This window comes from Mumia sp. ZJ1417 (assembly GCF_014127285.1).
Lineage (GTDB): Bacteria > Actinomycetota > Actinomycetes > Propionibacteriales > Nocardioidaceae > Mumia.
Genome location: NZ_CP059901.1, coordinates 3756148 through 3772008, shown reverse-complemented (window position 1 = coordinate 3772008; position 15861 = coordinate 3756148). Strand labels below are relative to the sequence as shown.

The 15861-nt window shown below is 70.9% G+C and carries 18 protein-coding genes and 1 pseudogene; 12 read left to right on the top strand and 7 right to left on the bottom strand.

All coding sequences use genetic code 11. The features are described from left to right. Nucleotides 1-32: 32 nt before the first annotated feature. Nucleotides 33-1208 carry a pyridoxal phosphate-dependent aminotransferase gene (locus tag H4N58_RS18220; RefSeq protein ID WP_167251351.1) on the bottom strand — a complete coding sequence of 392 codons (1176 nt, stop codon included), beginning with the start codon at nucleotides 1206-1208 and terminating at the stop codon, nucleotides 33-35. A gap of 185 nt (nucleotides 1209-1393) precedes the next feature. Here H4N58_RS18220 and H4N58_RS21010 point away from each other — a divergent pair. The 3 genes and pseudogenes from H4N58_RS21010 to pyrE form a co-directional block, all read left to right on the top strand. Beyond that, nucleotides 1394-1585, top strand: a pseudogene (locus H4N58_RS21010) (hypothetical protein); the annotation flags it as partial. Then, nucleotides 1534-1671, top strand: coding sequence for a hypothetical protein (locus H4N58_RS18215; protein ID WP_167251353.1), 138 nt, complete (start codon nucleotides 1534-1536; stop codon nucleotides 1669-1671). The pseudogene H4N58_RS21010 and the gene H4N58_RS18215, both read left to right, overlap by 52 nt. Nucleotides 1672-1698: 27 nt before the next feature. Beyond that, on the top strand, nucleotides 1699-2238 hold the full coding sequence (gene pyrE / locus H4N58_RS18210; protein WP_167006488.1) for an orotate phosphoribosyltransferase: 540 nt from the start codon (nucleotides 1699-1701) through the stop codon (nucleotides 2236-2238). On the opposite strand, the gene H4N58_RS18205 is transcribed toward pyrE, so the two are convergent. Continuing rightward, entirely contained in the window at nucleotides 2199-3269 is a 1071-nt protein-coding gene (locus H4N58_RS18205; protein ID WP_167006485.1) for a glycerophosphodiester phosphodiesterase, read from the bottom strand. The two genes, pyrE and H4N58_RS18205, sit on opposite strands and share 40 nt — an antisense overlap. Before the next feature lie 182 nt (nucleotides 3270-3451). On the opposite strand from H4N58_RS18205, the gene H4N58_RS18200 reads away from it, so the two are divergent. From H4N58_RS18200 to H4N58_RS18185, 4 genes are all read left to right on the top strand, one after another. Further along, complete coding sequence (locus H4N58_RS18200) at nucleotides 3452-4081, top strand: RNA methyltransferase (protein WP_167006482.1); 630 nt, start codon at nucleotides 3452-3454, stop codon at nucleotides 4079-4081. Between the two features lie 593 nt (nucleotides 4082-4674). Then, entirely contained in the window at nucleotides 4675-6039 is a 1365-nt protein-coding gene (locus H4N58_RS18195; RefSeq protein ID WP_167251355.1) for an FAD-dependent oxidoreductase, read from the top strand. A 71-nt stretch (nucleotides 6040-6110) separates the two neighbouring features. Next, a complete protein-coding gene (gene fbaA, locus H4N58_RS18190) occupies nucleotides 6111-7133 on the top strand; it encodes a class II fructose-bisphosphate aldolase (RefSeq protein ID WP_167251357.1) in 1023 nt (340 codons plus the stop codon). A 10-nt stretch (nucleotides 7134-7143) separates the two neighbouring features. Beyond that, on the top strand, nucleotides 7144-7560 hold the full coding sequence (locus H4N58_RS18185) for a DUF3151 domain-containing protein (protein ID WP_167251358.1): 417 nt from the start codon (nucleotides 7144-7146) through the stop codon (nucleotides 7558-7560). Between the two features lie 131 nt (nucleotides 7561-7691). On the opposite strand, the gene H4N58_RS18180 is transcribed toward H4N58_RS18185, so the two are convergent. Beyond that, nucleotides 7692-8600: a diacylglycerol kinase family protein gene (locus H4N58_RS18180; protein ID WP_167251360.1), complete on the bottom strand. Its 909-nt coding sequence runs from the start codon at nucleotides 8598-8600 to the stop codon at nucleotides 7692-7694. Nucleotides 8601-8712: 112 nt separating this feature from the next. Here H4N58_RS18180 and H4N58_RS18175 point away from each other — a divergent pair, with 112 nt between their 5' ends. Then, a complete protein-coding gene (locus H4N58_RS18175; protein ID WP_167006467.1) occupies nucleotides 8713-10011 on the top strand; it encodes an adenylosuccinate synthase in 1299 nt (432 codons plus the stop codon). Between the two features lie 3 nt (nucleotides 10012-10014). On the opposite strand, the gene H4N58_RS18170 is transcribed toward H4N58_RS18175, so the two are convergent. Together H4N58_RS18170 and H4N58_RS18165 are read right to left on the bottom strand one after the other, a co-directional pair. After that, on the bottom strand, nucleotides 10015-10326 hold the full coding sequence (locus tag H4N58_RS18170) for a DUF4873 domain-containing protein (protein WP_167251362.1): 312 nt from the start codon (nucleotides 10324-10326) through the stop codon (nucleotides 10015-10017). After that, the gene (locus H4N58_RS18165; protein WP_167251364.1) at nucleotides 10323-11258 is read right to left on the bottom strand and encodes a diiron oxygenase; all 936 of its coding nucleotides are present in this window, start codon (nucleotides 11256-11258) and stop codon (nucleotides 10323-10325) included. Before H4N58_RS18165 ends, H4N58_RS18170 begins: the two co-directional genes overlap by 4 nt. Nucleotides 11259-11370: 112 nt before the next feature. On the opposite strand from H4N58_RS18165, the gene purD reads away from it, so the two are divergent. From purD to H4N58_RS18150, 3 genes are read left to right on the top strand one after another with little or no spacing between them, the layout of a single operon-like run. Continuing rightward, nucleotides 11371-12633, top strand: coding sequence for a phosphoribosylamine--glycine ligase (gene purD / locus H4N58_RS18160; RefSeq protein WP_167006459.1), 1263 nt, complete (start codon nucleotides 11371-11373; stop codon nucleotides 12631-12633). A gap of 41 nt (nucleotides 12634-12674) precedes the next feature. Beyond that, nucleotides 12675-13118 (top strand): nitroreductase family deazaflavin-dependent oxidoreductase, encoded by a 444-nt coding sequence (locus tag H4N58_RS18155; protein ID WP_167006456.1) that lies wholly within the window; start codon nucleotides 12675-12677, stop codon nucleotides 13116-13118. An 8-nt stretch (nucleotides 13119-13126) separates the two neighbouring features. Continuing rightward, entirely contained in the window at nucleotides 13127-13558 is a 432-nt protein-coding gene (locus H4N58_RS18150; RefSeq protein WP_167006453.1) for a nitroreductase family deazaflavin-dependent oxidoreductase, read from the top strand. A gap of 7 nt (nucleotides 13559-13565) precedes the next feature. On the opposite strand, the gene H4N58_RS20750 is transcribed toward H4N58_RS18150, so the two are convergent. Continuing rightward, nucleotides 13566-13712 (bottom strand): transcriptional regulator, encoded by a 147-nt coding sequence (locus H4N58_RS20750; protein ID WP_243843054.1) that lies wholly within the window; start codon nucleotides 13710-13712, stop codon nucleotides 13566-13568. Nucleotides 13713-13848: 136 nt separating this feature from the next. Further along, a complete protein-coding gene (locus H4N58_RS18140; RefSeq protein ID WP_167251366.1) occupies nucleotides 13849-14322 on the bottom strand; it encodes a hypothetical protein in 474 nt (157 codons plus the stop codon). Between the two features lie 103 nt (nucleotides 14323-14425). Between H4N58_RS18140 and purB the strand changes: the two genes are divergently transcribed. After that, nucleotides 14426-15856 (top strand): adenylosuccinate lyase, encoded by a 1431-nt coding sequence (gene purB / locus H4N58_RS18135; RefSeq protein WP_208322453.1) that lies wholly within the window; start codon nucleotides 14426-14428, stop codon nucleotides 15854-15856. The last annotated feature ends 5 nt before the right edge of the window (nucleotides 15857-15861 follow it).

Below are 15861 nucleotides of genomic sequence, written 5' to 3'. Positions count from 1 at the left end.
AGGAACCTGACCCTTCTTGCTGCCGAATTCGGTCAGGTTGCTTTCACCACGCGGACGCGGAGGGCGTCCAGGCGGCTCAGGGCCTCGGCGATCACCGGCTCCTGCTTGCAGAACGCCCACCGTACGAGGGGACGACCCGCGTCCTCGTCGTCGTAGAACACCTGCGTCGGCACCGCGACGACGCCTGCGAGCTCGGGCAGCGCGCGGCAGAACGCGATGCCGTCGTCGTAGCCGAGCGGGCGGATGTCGGTCGTCGCGAAGTAGGTCCCCTGCGGCACGTATGTCGTGAAGCCGATCTCGGTTAGCCCGGCGCAGAGCTGGTCGCGCCGCGCCTGCAGCGTCGCCGCGAACCCTTCGAAGTACGCCGCGTCGTGCCCGAGCGCGTGCGCGATCGCGGGCTGGAACGGCGCGCCGGAAGTGTAGGTGAGGAACTGCTTCGCTCCGACGGCCGCCCGGACGAGCGCGGCAGGCCCGCTCAGCCAGCCGATCTTCCAGCCGGTGAACGAGAACGACTTGCCGGCGCTGGAGATCGTCAACGTCCGCTCGCCCATGCCGGGCAGCGTCGCCAGCGGCACGTGCGCGACCCCGTCGAAGGTGAGGTGCTCGTACACCTCGTCGGTGATCACCACGAGGTCGTGCGCGACGGCGAGGTCGCGGATCGCTTCGCGCTCCTCGGCGTTCAGCACCATCCCGGTCGGGTTGTGCGGGCTGTTGATCAGCATCGCCGTCGTGCGTGGACCGACGGCGGCGCGCAGCGCGTCGAGGTCGAGCCGGAAGTCGGGAGCACGCAGCGTGACCGGTTTGCGGATGCCCCCGGCAAACTCCAGGACCGCCACGTACGAGTCGTAGTACGGCTCGAGGACGACCACCTCGTCGCCGGGGTCGACCAGGCCGAGGATCGCCGCCGCGATCGCTTCGGTCGCCCCGGTCGACACCGCGATCTGGGTCTCGGGATCGAGAACGATCCCGTACCAGCGCCGCTGGTGCGCCGCGATCGCCTCGCGCAGCGCGGGGACCCCGAGGCCCGGCGGATACTGGTTGGCGCCGGCGCGCATCGCCTCGACCGCCACGTCGATCACGTCGCTCGGACCGTCGGTGTCGGGGAAGCCCTGGCCCAGGTTGACCGCGCCCGTACGGACGGCGAGCGCCGACATCTCGGCGAAGATGGTCGTGCCGAGTCCGGCGACGCGTGCGCTGCTGGTCTTCACCGTCCCGACTCTAGGCGCCACCACGTGCTTCGCAGCCCACGGGCGTACGCGGGGCACCGGTACGCCGCGACGATCGCGCCCCAGCACCTGCTCCCTGACGAGTCGCGCCCTCGGGTGGGGCGCGAGTCGTCGGGTGAGGGCGGAGACCGGCAGGCGCGCCGTCCACGCGTGCGAGCGGACATCGGGTCACGCACGGCGAGCCGTTCCGCCACTTCCTCGGGCTGCGCAAGGGCGACGAGGTCATCGTCGAGACACGCACGCACGTTTTCACGTACGTCCTGCGCGACGACGGGACGGACCGCGAGCTCGACTTCTCTGAGGGTGGGTGCTCGACCCGGTGCCCGGGGAGCCGGGCGGGGTGCCGACCGAGCGGTTGATCACCCTCGTCACGTGCTCGGAGCTGTTCCACACCGACGCGCGGTCGGTGGTCTTCGGCGAGCTGGCGTCGGCCGTCGCGAAGTAGGCGCCAGCGGCTCGATACCCTCGAGCCATGAGCGATCGCGACGCCCTCATCGACCAGGTCAAGGACAAGGCCGTCATTCACGGCAAGGTCACGCTCTCCTCGGGCAAGGAGGCCGACTACTACGTCGATCTGCGCCGGGTGACGCTCGACCACGAGGCAGCACCGCTGGTCGGACGCGTAATGCTCGACCTGCTCGGCGACCTCGAGTACGACGCGGTCGGCGGGCTCACGATGGGCGCCGACCCCGTCGCAGCGGCGATGCTCCACCAGGCCGCGGCGCAGGGACGGGCGCTCGACGCGTTCGTGGTCCGCAAGGCCGAGAAGGCCCACGGGCTCCAGCGCCGGATCGAGGGGCCCGACGTCGCCGGTCGGCGGGTCGTCGCCGTCGAGGACACCTCCACCACCGGTGGCTCGGTGCTCACTGCCGTCGAGGCGCTGCGCGAGGCCGGTGCGGAGGTCGTCGCCGTCGCCGTGATCGTGGACCGCGAGACCGACGCGGCCGACCGCGTGCGCGCCGAGGGCCTCGACTACCGCTTCGCGATCTCGAAGACCGACCTCGGGCTGTAGCGCGCCACCCGCGCCGCGACGGCCTCGACGGCGACGTCCGGCTGGTCGGCGAACATCCCGTCCACGCCGAGCGCGAGCAGCGCGTCGAGCTCCCGGCGTACGTCTCCGGCGTCGCCGCCGATCTCGCTGGAGCGCAGGTCGACGGGTAGGAAGGCGTTCTCGCGCCGGACCGTCCAGACGTACACCTCGAGGCCGGCCGCGTGTGCGTCGCCGGTGAGGCCGCTGGGTGACCCGAGCTCGCCTGCCGGCGTCCGGGGGAGCAGCAGGTCTTTCGGCGCGCCGAGCACGTGCGCGTACTCGGCGACCCGCGCCAGACCCGTGGGGCGCACCATCTCGGCGTACGTAAGCGGGTCGCCCGCGCGCACACGGTCGTACGGGGCACCCACCGGCTCGACCAGCTGGACGAGTCGCAGCCGCGAGTCCGCGGCCAGCCGCTGAAGGTTCGCGACCTCGAACGACTGCACGGCGAACCCGGAGTCGGCGGCGTCGAGTCCCCATTCGCGCACGGCCCGCAGGAGCGGCTCTTCGAGCGGCAGGTCGCGCTCGCGGAAGTACGTGGACGTCTTGAGCTCGGGCACGACGCCGACGCGTCGCCCGAACTGGTACGACGCCATCTCGGCGAGCCCGAGGATCTCGTCGAGTGTCGGCACCTCGTACCAGCCGTCGTACGAGGTGTTGCTCGGGCGCAGTTGCGGGATCCGTTCGCGGGCGCGCAGCGTCTTGAGCTCGGCGAGCGTGAAGTCCTCGGTGAACCAGCCGGTCACCTCGCGGCCGTCGACGCGCCTGGTGGTCCGGCGGCCGGCGAACTCGGGGTGGGCGGCGACGTCGGTGGTGCCGCCGATCTCGTTTTCGTGGCGGGCGACCAGGACGCCGTCGGCGGTGCTGACGAGGTCGGGCTCGATGACGTCGGCGCCGAGCGCGACGCTGAGGAGGTACGACGCGAGCGTGTGCTCCGGGCGATAGCCGGAGGCGCCGCGGTGTGCAATCACGACCGGTCGGACGTTGCCTGCCGGTCCGGGGAGTCCAGACATAGCGGGACGAGCGTACGCCGCGTGGGCAAGCGCCCGCGGTCCGGCTCGCCGGTCCTCCGCTGGTCGAGCACTGGCCTGCGCCGGTCGAGCCTGTCGAGACCTCCCGCCGGTCGAGCCCGCCTCCCGCCGGTCGAGCCCGCCTCCCGCCGGTCGAGCTCTGTCGAGACCCGTACGCTCGCCCCGTGGACGGTGACGAGGCGCACGAGACCGAGGTCGGAGTCGGCCCCTGGGAGGGGGAGTGGCCCGACGATCCGCGGTTCGACGTCGAGCTGCTGCGTGACGGCGACCGGCGCAACGTGGTCGACGCCTATCGTTACTGGACGGTTGAGGCGATCGTCGCCGACCTCGACACGCGCCGGCACCCGTTCCACGTCGTCGTCGAGAACTGGCAGCACGACCACAACATCGGCTCGATTGTCCGTACCGCCAACGCCTTCCTTGCCGCGGAGGTGCACGTCGTGGGGCGACGTCGCTGGAACCGTCGGGGCGCGATGGTGACGGACCGCTATCAGCACGTGCGCCACCATCCGACGGTCGAGGACTTCGTGGCATGGGCCCGTACGGAAGGGCTGCCGCTGGTCGCGATCGACAACGTGGAGCGGTCGCGCCCGATCGAGCGCGCCGTGCTGCCGCGCGCATGCGCCCTGGTGTTCGGCCAGGAAGGGCCAGGGCTGTCGGAGGAGATGCTCGCGGCGGCCGATGCCGTGCTGGAGATCACGCAGTTCGGCTCAACGCGCTCGATCAACGTCGGCGCCGCGGCCGCCGTCGCGATGCACTCCTGGGTCCTGCAGCACGCGGAGATCTCGGGCTGAGCGTTCAGGTCTGTTCAGGATTCAAGTCTGTTCAGAAACCATGAACAATGGGCTATTCCGAACGCATGAACCGTCAAGAGACCTCGCGGCTGGAGTCGAGCGACCTCCGCAGGGAGAGCGGTCGAGCGTGCGGACCGCACCATCGGGTGGGCCAATGACTACGTGATGACAGTGCTGGGCTTCACTGAGGCCTATGCGAACGCAGACGTCGTGCGGCTGCGTCACGCAGGACGAATCGCCGTCCCGACCCTGGAGGCGCAGGTCGTCCTCAAACTGATCGCGTGGCGCGATCGCCACCGGCGCGATCCCAGAGATGCCGGCGACCTCCGCGCTCGTCGTTGCGGCCTCGCACGGCCCCAACGTTGACCGGCTCTACAGCGAGGGCGCCCAGGAGCTGGCGGACCACGACTGGGATCCCCGCTTCGCGGCAGCTGCTCTGCTCGGGCGGCTGGCCGGCTGGCCGGCGGGACGCTTGGCGCGACAGCTCGGGATCTGTCCTGGCAGAAGGTCCTGACCGGACATTCCGGCAGCGAGCACCGCAACCACCAGCCTTCCAACGAGGGCTCACCGCCGGCGACGCCTAGGCTCGACCCATGCCCCGCAGACTTGTCGTGGTCGGAGGTGACGCCGCCGGGATGTCAGCGGCGTCCACCGCGAAGCGCGCGCTCAAAGACGCGCTCGACGTCGTCGTCCTCGAGCGCCAGCCCTGGACGTCGTACTCCGCGTGCGGCATCCCGTACTGGGTCGCCGGCGACGTCGCCACGCTCGACGACCTCGTCGCCCGTACGCCCGAGCAGCACCGCGCCAACGGCATCGACGTCCGTACGGAGACGACGGCGATCGAGCTCGACCTCGATGCCGGCAAGGTCGTCGCGCGGACGCCTGAGGGTACGGAGACGTTCGCGTACGACGAGCTCCTGATCGCCACCGGCGCCGAGCCCGTACGCCCCGACGTCCCGGGCGTCGACGCCGACGGCATCCATGGGGTGCAGACGCTTGCCGACGGCCGCCGCGTGCTCGACGCGCTCGAGAAGGACCCGAAGCACGTCGTCATCGTGGGCGCCGGATACATCGGCGTCGAGATGGCCGAGGCATGCGTGCGTCGCGGCCTCGAGACCGTCGTCGTCGGCAGCCACCCGACCCCGATGCCGACGATCGACGCCGAGCTCGGCGCGCAGATCGCGACCGAGATGCGCACGGACGGCATCGACGTCCGCGCGCCCGTCACGGTGACGGGCTTCGAGTCCGACGTCGACGGCCGCGTACGGGCGGTGGTGACCGACCACGGCACGATCGAGACCGATCTCGTGATCCTCGGCGCCGGAGTACGGGCCCGGACGGAGCTCGCCGCGGGCGCGGGTCTGCCGACCGGGGTCAAGAGCGCGCTGCCTGTCGACGCCCGCGGGATGCTCGACGCCGACCGGCACGTCTGGGCCGCCGGCGACTGCGTCGAGTCGCGCCACCGGGTGAGCGGGCGCCAGGTCTACGTCCCGCTCGGCACGCACGCCAACAAGCAGGGGTGGGTCGCCGGCCGCAATCTCGCCGGGTCCGACGTCACCTTCCCGGGCGTCGTCGGCACCGCCATGACGAAGGTCGTCACGCTCGAGATCGCGCGTACGGGGCTGGGGGAGCAGGACGCCTCCGACGCGGGCTTCACGCCCGTCGCGGTCACGATCGAGGCGACGACGAGCGCCGGATACATGCCGAACGCCCGCCCGCTGACGGTCAAGGTCGTCGCCGACCGTCCGAGCCGGCGGCTCCTGGGCGCCCAGATCGTCGGGCGAGAGGGAGCGGCCCTGCGGATCGACTCGTTCGCGCTCGCCCTGTGGAACGAGATGACCGTCGACGACCTGATGATGACTGATCTCGGCTACGCGCCGCCGTTCGCCTCGGTCTGGGACCCCGTCCAGCAGGCCGCACGCGCCGCGGTGTCGACGCTCGGCGCGCCCCTGCGATAATGGCCCCACTGCGTGGGTCATGAACTCACCGCCCCACGAACTGCACAGCCGAGCTCGATGAGGAGTCATCCATGCCCGTCGCAACGCCCGAGGTCTACGCCGAGATGCTCGACAAGGCGAAGCGCGACGCGTTCGCCTACCCCGCGATCAACGTCAGCTCGTCCCAGACGCTCAACGCCGCGCTCGCCGGATTCGCCGAGGCCGAGAGCGACGGCATCATCCAGGTCTCGACCGGCGGCGCCGAGTACCTCTCCGGGCCGACCGTCAAGGACATGGTCACCGGCTCGTTGGCGTTCGCCGCGTACGCGCACGAGGTCGCCAAGAAGTACCCGGTGAACGTCGCGCTCCACACCGACCACTGCCCCGAGAACAAGCTCGACGGCTTCGTCCGTCCGCTGCTCGCCGCGTCCACCGAGCGCGTGAAGCAGAGCGGTCTGCCCTACTTCCAGTCGCACATGTGGGACGGCTCGGCCGTGCCGCTCGACGAGAACCTCCAGATCGCCGAGGAGCTGCTCGCCGCGTGCGCCGCGGCCAACGTCATCCTCGAGATCGAGGTCGGTGTCGTCGGCGGCGAGGAAGACGGCATCGTCGGCGCGATCGACGACAAGCTCTACACGACTCCGGGGGACGCGCTCGCCACCGTCGCCGCGCTCGGCACGGGTGAGAAGGGCCGCTATCTCACGGCGCTCACCTTCGGCAACGTCCACGGCGTCTACAAGCCGGGCAACGTCAAGCTGCGGCCCGCCGTCCTCGACGCCGCCCAGAAGGCGGTCCAGGAGAAGTACGGCATCGCGCGCGCGTTCGACTTCGTCTTCCACGGCGGCTCCGGCTCGACGGCGGAGGAGATCGCCGAGGCGGTCTCGTACGGCGTCATCAAGATGAACATCGACACCGACACCCAGTACGCCTTCACGCGCCCGGCGGCCGACCACATGTTCCGCAACTACGACGGCGTGCTCAAGGTCGACGGCGAGGTCGGCGACAAGAAGAAGTACGACCCCCGCTCGTGGGGCAAGGCGGCCGAGGCCGGCATGGCGGCGCGTGTCGTCGAGGCCTGCCAGCACCTGTCCTCGACCGGCACGAAGCTCGGCTGAGGCGGCGGACATGTCCAACCTGCTCGGAGAACCGACCGAGACCCTGCTTCCCGACGACCCGGCGGCGGGAGCCGACGGCTCGCCGCAGGACGTCGCGCGGGCCTACCCGGCGTCCAGCCTGGCGTGGGCGCTGTGCGCGGACGAGGCGCTCGCGGCCGACGACGACGTCACGGCGTACGCGTTCGCCCGTACGGGCTACCACCGTGGGCTCGACGCGCTGCGCCGCAGCGGCTGGAAGGGTCACGGCCCGGTCCCGTGGTCGCACCCCGGCAACCAGGGCTTCCTGCGGGCGCTGGCCGATCTGGCCGAAGCCTCGGAGCGTATCGGCGATCTCGACGAGGCGCACCGCTGCCGGGAGTTCCTTCGGGAGTCGAGCCAGGAGGCGTACGACGTGCTCGTCCTGGGCGGTCGCGCAGGGGCCGAATAGCCTGTCCTGAAAGGCGTAACAGTGGCCGCGGACTGGAGCCATCCCCCGGTAGACTCCGTCGCGGCCACTGCCACTCACCCCATTGTGACCCGGATGGGGTCACTCCGCAATATGTCCTGTAAGACCGAGTTTCACTCGTCCTGGGTGGGCTTGTCGGGGCCCGAGACGAGCATGCGGTAGCCAGCCTGCTCGATCCGCCAGGTCCGCGTCCGCATGCCGTCGCTGACCTCGCCGTCGGCGTTCCAGGTCATGGCGTCGCCGGAGATGGTGACCTCGCGGCCCCGTACGGACACGACGTCGTCGCGCTCGGTGTGCCGGCCCCGCAAGAGGCGCAGCCCGTACGCGAGCCGTCGTGGCAGGGCGTCCGCGTGGGAGATCGTGATGTCGAGCAGCCCGTCGCTCGGATCGGCGTCGGGGAGCAGCGGTGCGCCGCCGCCGACGTACCGGCCGATCCCGACCGCGGCCTGGACGACGTCGTCACCGTGGTCGACGAGCCGCCCATCGACCACGACCCGCAGCCGTTCGGGCGCCCCGACCAGACCTGCCTTGACGGCGCCCACCGCATAGCCGAGCGGCCCGAGCCGACGTTTCCACGGGCCAGCCTCCTCGCCGGCGAGCGCGCCGACGCCGACGTGGACGGCGTTCACGACGACGGCGCCGTCCTCGTCTACGGCGAGGTCGAGCGGCTGGGGCTCGGCGTCGAGCAGCCCGCGGGCCGCGTCGACAGGATCGTCGGGGAGCCCGAGCGTGCGCGCGAAGTCGTTGCCGGTGCCCATCGGGACCAGCGCAACGACCTGCTTGGGGAGCCGGCCGAGGGAGTGCAGCGCCTGCACCACCGCGTGCCACGAACCGTCGCCGCCGGCCGCGACCACCACGTCGGTATCGGCGAGGGAGGCGAGCACGTCACGCAGCTCGTCCGGTTCGGCCGTGCGGGCGACCTCGACGTCCCATCGGGAGCGCAGCACAGCGACCACCTCGTCGAGCACGTCGTCGTCGGCACTGCCTGCGGAGGTGTTCGCAATGAGGAGGGCGGAGGTCATGGAGACGGTCTACCACCTCGGGGGGCGCCGTCGGTCGGCGCGGCCCGGTAGACTCTGACCGTAAGAGCCCCGTCGCACGGGGCTTGTCGCATGTCTCAGGTGGTGCAGGTCCATGCCCGCAGTCGTGATCGTCGGAGCCCAGTGGGGAGACGAGGGGAAGGGCAAGGCGACCGACCTGCTCGGTAGCCGCGTCGACTATGTCGTCAAGTTCAACGGCGGCAACAACGCCGGACACACGGTCGTGATCCCCCAGGAAGACGGGACCAGCGAGAAGTACGCCCTCCACCTCCTGCCCAGCGGCATCCTCACGCCGGGCTGCATCCCGGTCATCGGCAACGGCGTCGTCGTCGACATCGGCGTGCTGTTCGAAGAGATCGACGGCCTCGAGGCGCGCGGCGTCGACACCTCGGCCCTGCAGGTCAGCGCGAGCGCGCACGTGATCCCCGAGTACAACAAGGTCCTCGACAAGGTCACCGAGCGGTTCCTCGGCTCGCGCAAGATCGGCACGACCGGGCGCGGCATCGGCCCGACGTACGCCGACAAGATGAACCGTCTGGGCATCCGCGTGCAGGACCTCTTCGACGAGAAGATCCTCACCCAGAAGGTCGAGGGTGCGCTGGAGCTGAAGAACCAGATCCTCACCAAGGTCTACAACCGCCGCGCCGTGACGGTCGAGGAGGTCGTCGAGGAGCTGCGGGGGTACGCCGACCGGCTCGCGCCGTACGTCACCGACACCACCTTGGTGCTCGATCGCGCGATCGCCGACGGCAAGACGGTGCTCCTCGAGGCGGGACAGGCGACGATGCTCGACGTCGACCACGGGACGTACCCGTTCGTCACGTCGTCGTCGGCGACCTCCGGGGGCGCGGCGACCGGCTCGGGTATCGCCCCGACGCGCATCGAGCGGGTCATCGGCATCGTCAAGGCCTACACGACGCGTGTGGGCGAGGGCCCGTTCCCGACCGAGCTGCTCGACGCGTCCGGCGACTTCCTGCGCGAGCAGGGCGGCGAGTTCGGCACGACGACGGGTCGGCCGCGTCGCTGCGGTTGGTACGACTCCGTCGTCGCCCGCTACGCCGCGCGGATCAACGGCGTCACCGACTTCGTCCTCACGAAGCTCGACGTGCTCACCGGCCTGGAGACCGTCCCGGTCTGCGTCGCGTACGACGTCGACGGCGTGCGTCACGACGAGATGCCGGTCGACCAGTCCGACTTCCACCACGCGGTGCCCGTGTACGAGGAGCTGCCGGGCTGGCCCGAGGACATCTCGGGGGCACGGACGTTCGAGGAGCTGCCGGCCAACGCGCAGGCGTACGTGCGTCGCGTCGAGGAGCTGTCGGGCGCGCGCATGTCCGTCATCGGTGTGGGCCCCGGCCGTGACCAGGCGATCGTCTGCCACGACCTGCTCTGAGGGTCACCGCGTCAGCGGGACGGGCGGCGCTCCGGTCCCGCTGACGCGGTAGCCGCCCCACGGGTTGCGCTCTCCGAGCCGTGCGGTCACCTCGGTGCCGCCGGGCGCCCGTACGCCGATCGGCTTGCGCCCGACCTTGGTGGCGAGCGCGGTGAGCGCGTCGGCGGGCTCGAGTCGCCCGGTCCAGTGGTACGCGCCGTCGATCGGCTGCATCACGCCGGACAACGTCCCCCGTGCGGCGACGACCTCGTCTCCCGCGACCAGCTCGAGCGTCCCGACGTACGTGGCCTCGTCCTGCTCCTCCGCGTCGCTCACGCCGTCTCCGGAACCGCGTCGAGCAGGCCTGCGCGCTTCCACAGCAGGCGGCTCGGGCCGGTGATCATGCCGATCTCCTCCAGCGTCGCGCGTACGCGTCGGGCCGCCCAGGTGCGGGTCGCTCGCGCGTACGGGTTGGTGCGGGCCACGCGCACCGCCGTCCGCATGTCGAGTCCGGCATCGCGATAGACGTGGGGGTGGACCAGGCCACGCGAGGCGAGGAACGCCGACGTGGCGATCGCGAGCTTGGACCACTCGCGGGTGACACGGCCCTGACCTTCGTACTCGAGGGCCGCCTCCTCGCGCGCGAACCGCATGTGCCGCGCTTCTTCGACGACATGGACGTGCGAGACCCCGCGCACGAGCGGCTGCAGCGACTCGTCGGCAAACGCCTCGCGCTGCATCTGGTCGAGCACCTCCTCGACGAACAGCGCGGCGGCGAAGCAGGTGGCGCCGTTGGACGTGGCCTTGAGGAAGCGGCCGCCCTCGTGCATGAAGCGCACCGGCCGGTAGTACGGCGCGTCGAGCGTCGAGAGGAGCTTGCCGAACATCACCGAGTGGCGGCACTCGTCGCCGATCTCGGTGAACCCGTACTGGACGTGGGCCGTACGAGGGTCGTTGTCGTAGAGGCGCCGCACCATCATCTGCATCAGCAGCGTCTCGAACCAGATGCCCATCGAGGCGATGCTCGCGAGCTCGAGGCGCGACAGGTCGATGCGCTGGGCGCGCGACATCGAGTCCCACAGGTCGGTCCCGTACAGGGTGATCCGGTGCGGCGGCGCGAAGAACGCGTCGTCGAGCAGCGGGGCGTCCCAGTCGAGGTCGACGACGGGGTCGTACGACAGCGCGGCGGACGACCTCAGGAGCCGCTGGCCGGACTCCTCACGCTGGGCGGCGATGCGCGACTGCTGCTCGTCGGTGGTCAGCGACATGCGCGGTCTCCTTCTGGCGAGGATGTGAGCCAGGTCTCATCGGGAATGTAACACTCGCACTGGCGGATTGCGATGCGCTGGCGCGAAGACGCCACCACTAGGCTGGTCGCCCGTGAAGACCCTCGTCATCGGCACCGGCGGCCGTGAGCACGCGCTCGCGCTCGCGCTCTCCCGCGATCCGTCCGTCACCGAGGTGCATGCCGCGCCCGGCAATCCCGGCATCGAGCAGGTCGCGACCCTGCACTCTGTCGACGCACTCGACGGTGCTGCGGTGGCCGACCTCGCCGCGTCGCTCGGCGTCGACCTGGTCGTCGTCGGGCCCGAGGCTCCGCTGGTCGCGGGTGTCGCCGACGCCGTCCGTGAGCGCGGGATCGCCGTGTTCGGACCGTCCGGCGAGGCCGCGCGGCTCGAGGGGTCCAAGGCGTTCGCCAAGCAGGTCATGGCGGCTGCCGAGGTGCCGACCGCGATGGCCCACGTGTGCGAGACGGCCGACGAGGTTGCCGCCGCGCTCGACGCCTTCGGACCTCCGTACGTCGTGAAGGACGACGGGCTGGCCGCCGGCAAGGGCGTCGTGGTGACCGACGACCGCGAGGCCGCCGTCGACCACGCCGCCCAGTGCGAGCGGGTCGTGATCGAGGAGTACCTCGACGGGCCCGAGGTCTCGCTCTTCGCGCTGTGCAGCTGGAGCGAGACGGACGGCGCGACCGTCGTCCCGCTCCAGCCGGCCCAGGACTTCAAGCGCGCGTACGACGACGACGCCGGCCCGAACACCGGTGGCATGGGCGCCTACACACCGCTCCCGTGGGCGCCTGGCGACCTCGTCGACGAGGTCACCCGCCGCGTCCTCCAGCCGACGGTGGACGAGATGGCGAAGAGCGGTCGCCCGTTCACAGGCCTGCTCTACGCAGGTCTGGCGCTGACGAGCCGTGGCCTGCGGGTCGTCGAGTTCAATGCGCGCTTCGGCGATCCAGAGACGCAGGCGCTGATGGCGCTGCTCGAGTCGCCGCTCGGCGCGCTCCTCGCCGGCGCCGCCGACGGCACGCTCGCACAGGTCCCGTCACCGCGCTGGCGCGACGGGGCTGCGGTCACGGTGGTCATCGCCGCCGAGGACTACCCGGCGTCGCCGCGCAAGGGCGACGTCATCACCGGGGTCGAGGCCGCCGACGCGCTCGAGGGCGTCGACGTCATCCACGCCGGCACCGCGCGCGACGCCGACGGCAACCTCGTCACCGCCGGTGGCCGGGTGCTGACCGTGACGGCACGCGGGGACGATCTCGCCGACGCGCGCCGCCGGGCGTACGAGGCCGTGGACCTGATCCACATCGACGGCGGGTTCTCGCGTCGCGACATCGCCGCGAAGGCGGCTGCCGTCTAAGCCCTCGCGCGACGCGCGAGGGCGGGTGCACACTGGCGGACATGCCGATCACTGGAGAGTACGTCCCGAGCGCGTGGAAGATGTCGCGTGACCAGGTCGAGGGGTACGAGGCGTCCGGCGGGCGTACGCACCGCACGATCGTGGGCAAGCCCGTCGTCATCGTCACCTATCGCGGTCGCACCACGGGCAAGGTGCGCAAGACGCCGGTGATGCGGGTCGAGCACGACGGCGTCTATGCGATCGTCGCGTCGCTGGGCGGTGCCCCGCAGCACCCGCAGTGGTACGCGAGCGTCGTCGCCGACCCGCACGTGATGCTCCAGGACGGGCCCGAGCCTGCGGACTTCGTCGCGCGCGAGGTGCACGGTGACGAGAAGGCACTGTGGTGGGAGCGGGCCGTCGAGGCCTTTCCTCCGTACGCCGGCTATCAGAAGAAGACGACTCGCGAGATCCCTGTCCTCGTGCTGGAGCCCGTTACCGGTGCTTGACTGGGCAGATGTCAGTCACCGGAGAGTACGAACCGAGCCCGTCGGCACGCGTGCGCAAGCACGTGGAGGAGATGGAGACGACGGGTGTCCCGACCGGCACGCCTCTCGACAAGCCGATCGTCGTCATGACGTTCCACAGTCGTCGTTCGCACAAGGTCCACAAGACGGCCGTGATGCGGGTCGAGCACGACGGCTCCTACGCCTTGGTCGCGTCCAAGGGCGGGGCGCCACAGCACCCGGCGTGGTACCACGCGCTGACCCTGCATCCCGAGATCGACCTGCAGGACGGGACGGAGAAGCGTGCCATGCGCGTCCGCGAGCTCCACGGTGACGAGCGCCAGGAGTGGTGGAAGCGGGCGGTCGAGGCGTTTCCGCCGTACGCGGAGTACCGGCGCCGCACCGACCGCGAGATCCCCGTCCTGCTCGCCGAACCGGTGTAGGAGCGGCTCAGTCGCCGAGGAGCTCCTTGAGCGCCGTGCGGTAGCGGCGGTAGGCCGCCCGGCCGGTCGCGGTGAGCGAGTAGGACGTGCCTGACCCGCGTCCGCGTCCGCTCTTGTGCACCTTCACGTAGCCAGCGGCATCGAGCGCAGACATCTGCTTCGACAGGTCCGACTCCGTGAGGCCGAGGTGGCCAGGAGGAACCGGAACGTCACGTGGTCAGAGGAGGTCAGCACGGCCATCGCGGCCAGCCGCTTCGGCGCGTGGATCACCGGGTCGAGGTCGGCGAGGGTCAACCGAGACGCTCCTTCGCCGCCGCTGCTGCCCGGGCGTACGCGCGCTCGTACCACCACAGTCCGGCCCCCACGGTGACGAACCCGACCGCTGCGCACAACCACCACGGGGCGACGGCGACCGTGGCCGCGTTGACCGCGAGCGCGACCGCAGCCCCGACGAGATAGCTACGCCCGACGCTCCGGATCTCGAACGGCTTCTTGCCGCGCAGCGAGGGCGGCGCCTCGTGGTAGCGCTGGTACCAGCCCAGGTAGACGCCGACCAATACCGACAACCCGACGTTGCTGGCGGCGGCCCAGATGCGGTACGGGTCGTTGCCGTACGTCAGCTTCGCGAGAGCCGCGAGGGCAGCGGACGCGAGCGCGGTTGTGGGGAGGTGCCACCGGGGAGTCGGCGGAGCGTCGGTGTAGGACGCAGGTTCTGCGCGCTCGAGGTCCCGGAGCTGGTCGCGGACCTCAGAGTCACTTTCCATGACGACGAAACCTATCGCGAGCGTTCTCCACCTGCGCAAGGGAAAGCGGTGACCGTCTCGCGGCGCCACGCTGGATCGGTTCTCGTACGGGGCACCTGGGACAATGGGGCGCGTGACGACTCCGAACGTGCTCGCGCTCCGCTACGCCTCGCCCGAGATGGTCCGCATCTGGTCGCCCGAGCACAAGATCGTGCTCGAACGCCGCCTGTGGATCGCCGTCCTCGAGGCTCAGCGTGACCTTGGCATCGAGACGCCCGACGGCGTGATCGAGGCGTACGAGGGCGTCGTCGACCAGGTCGACCTCGACTCGATCGCCGCCCGTGAGCGCGTGACGCGTCACGACGTGAAGGCGCGGATCGAGGAGTTCAACGCCCTCGCCGGCCACGAGCACATCCACAAGGGCATGACCTCGCGCGACCTCACCGAGAACGTGGAGCAGCTGCAGATCCGGTCGTCCCTCCTCCTCGTGCGCGACCGTGCCGTCGCGGTGCTGGCCCGGCTGGCCGAGCGCGCGGCGGAGTTCGAGGCCCAGGTGCTCACCGGCCGCAGCCACAACGTCGCGGCCCAGACGACGACCGTCGGCAAGCGGTTCGCCACGGTCGCCGACGAGATGCTGGTGGCGTACGCCCGCGTCGAAGAACTGATCGCGCGCTACCCGCTGCGCGGCATCAAGGGCCCCGTCGGCACCGCGCAGGACCAGCTCGACCTGCTGGGCGGAGACCGAGACGCGCTCGCGACGCTCGAGCAGCGGGTCGCGGGGCACGTCGGCTTCGAGAACGTGCTCACTTCGGTGGGCCAGGTCTATCCCCGCTCGCTCGACTTCGACGTGGTGAGCGCGCTCGTCCAGCTCGTCAGCGCCCCCTCGAACCTGGCGACCACCATCCGGCTCATGGCCGGCAACGAGCTGGTCACGGAAGGCTTCAAGCCGGGTCAGGTCGGCTCGTCCGCGATGCCGCACAAGATGAACTCGCGCTCGTCCGAGCGGGTCAACGGGCTCGCGGTCGTGCTGCGCGGCCACCTGTCGATGGTCTCCGAGCTCGCCGGCGACCAGTGGAACGAGGGCGACGTCTCGGACTCCGTCGTCCGGCGGGTCGCGCTGCCGGATGCGTTCTACGCGACCGACGGGCTGTTCGAGACGTTCCTGACGGTGCTCGACGAGTTCGGTGCGTTCCCGGCGGTGATCGCGCGCGAGCTCGACCGCTACCTGCCGTTCCTCGCGACCACCAAGATGCTGATGGCGGCGGTCCGTCACGGCGTCGGACGCGAGGAGGCGCACGAGGCGATCAAGGAGCACGCGGTCGCCGTCGCGCTGGAGATGCGCGAGAAGGGGTCGACCGAGAACGAGCTGTTCGCGCGCCTCGGTGCCGACCCGCGCCTCGGGCTGACCGAGTCCGACCTCGGGACCCTGGTCGCCGAGCCGCTGACGTTCACCGGCGCCGCGGTCGCGCAGGTCGGCGCGGTCGTCGCGAAGGTCGCCGCAGTGGTCGAGCAGCACCCGGAGGCTGCGGCGTACTCTCCCGGCTCCATTCTCTGACAGCA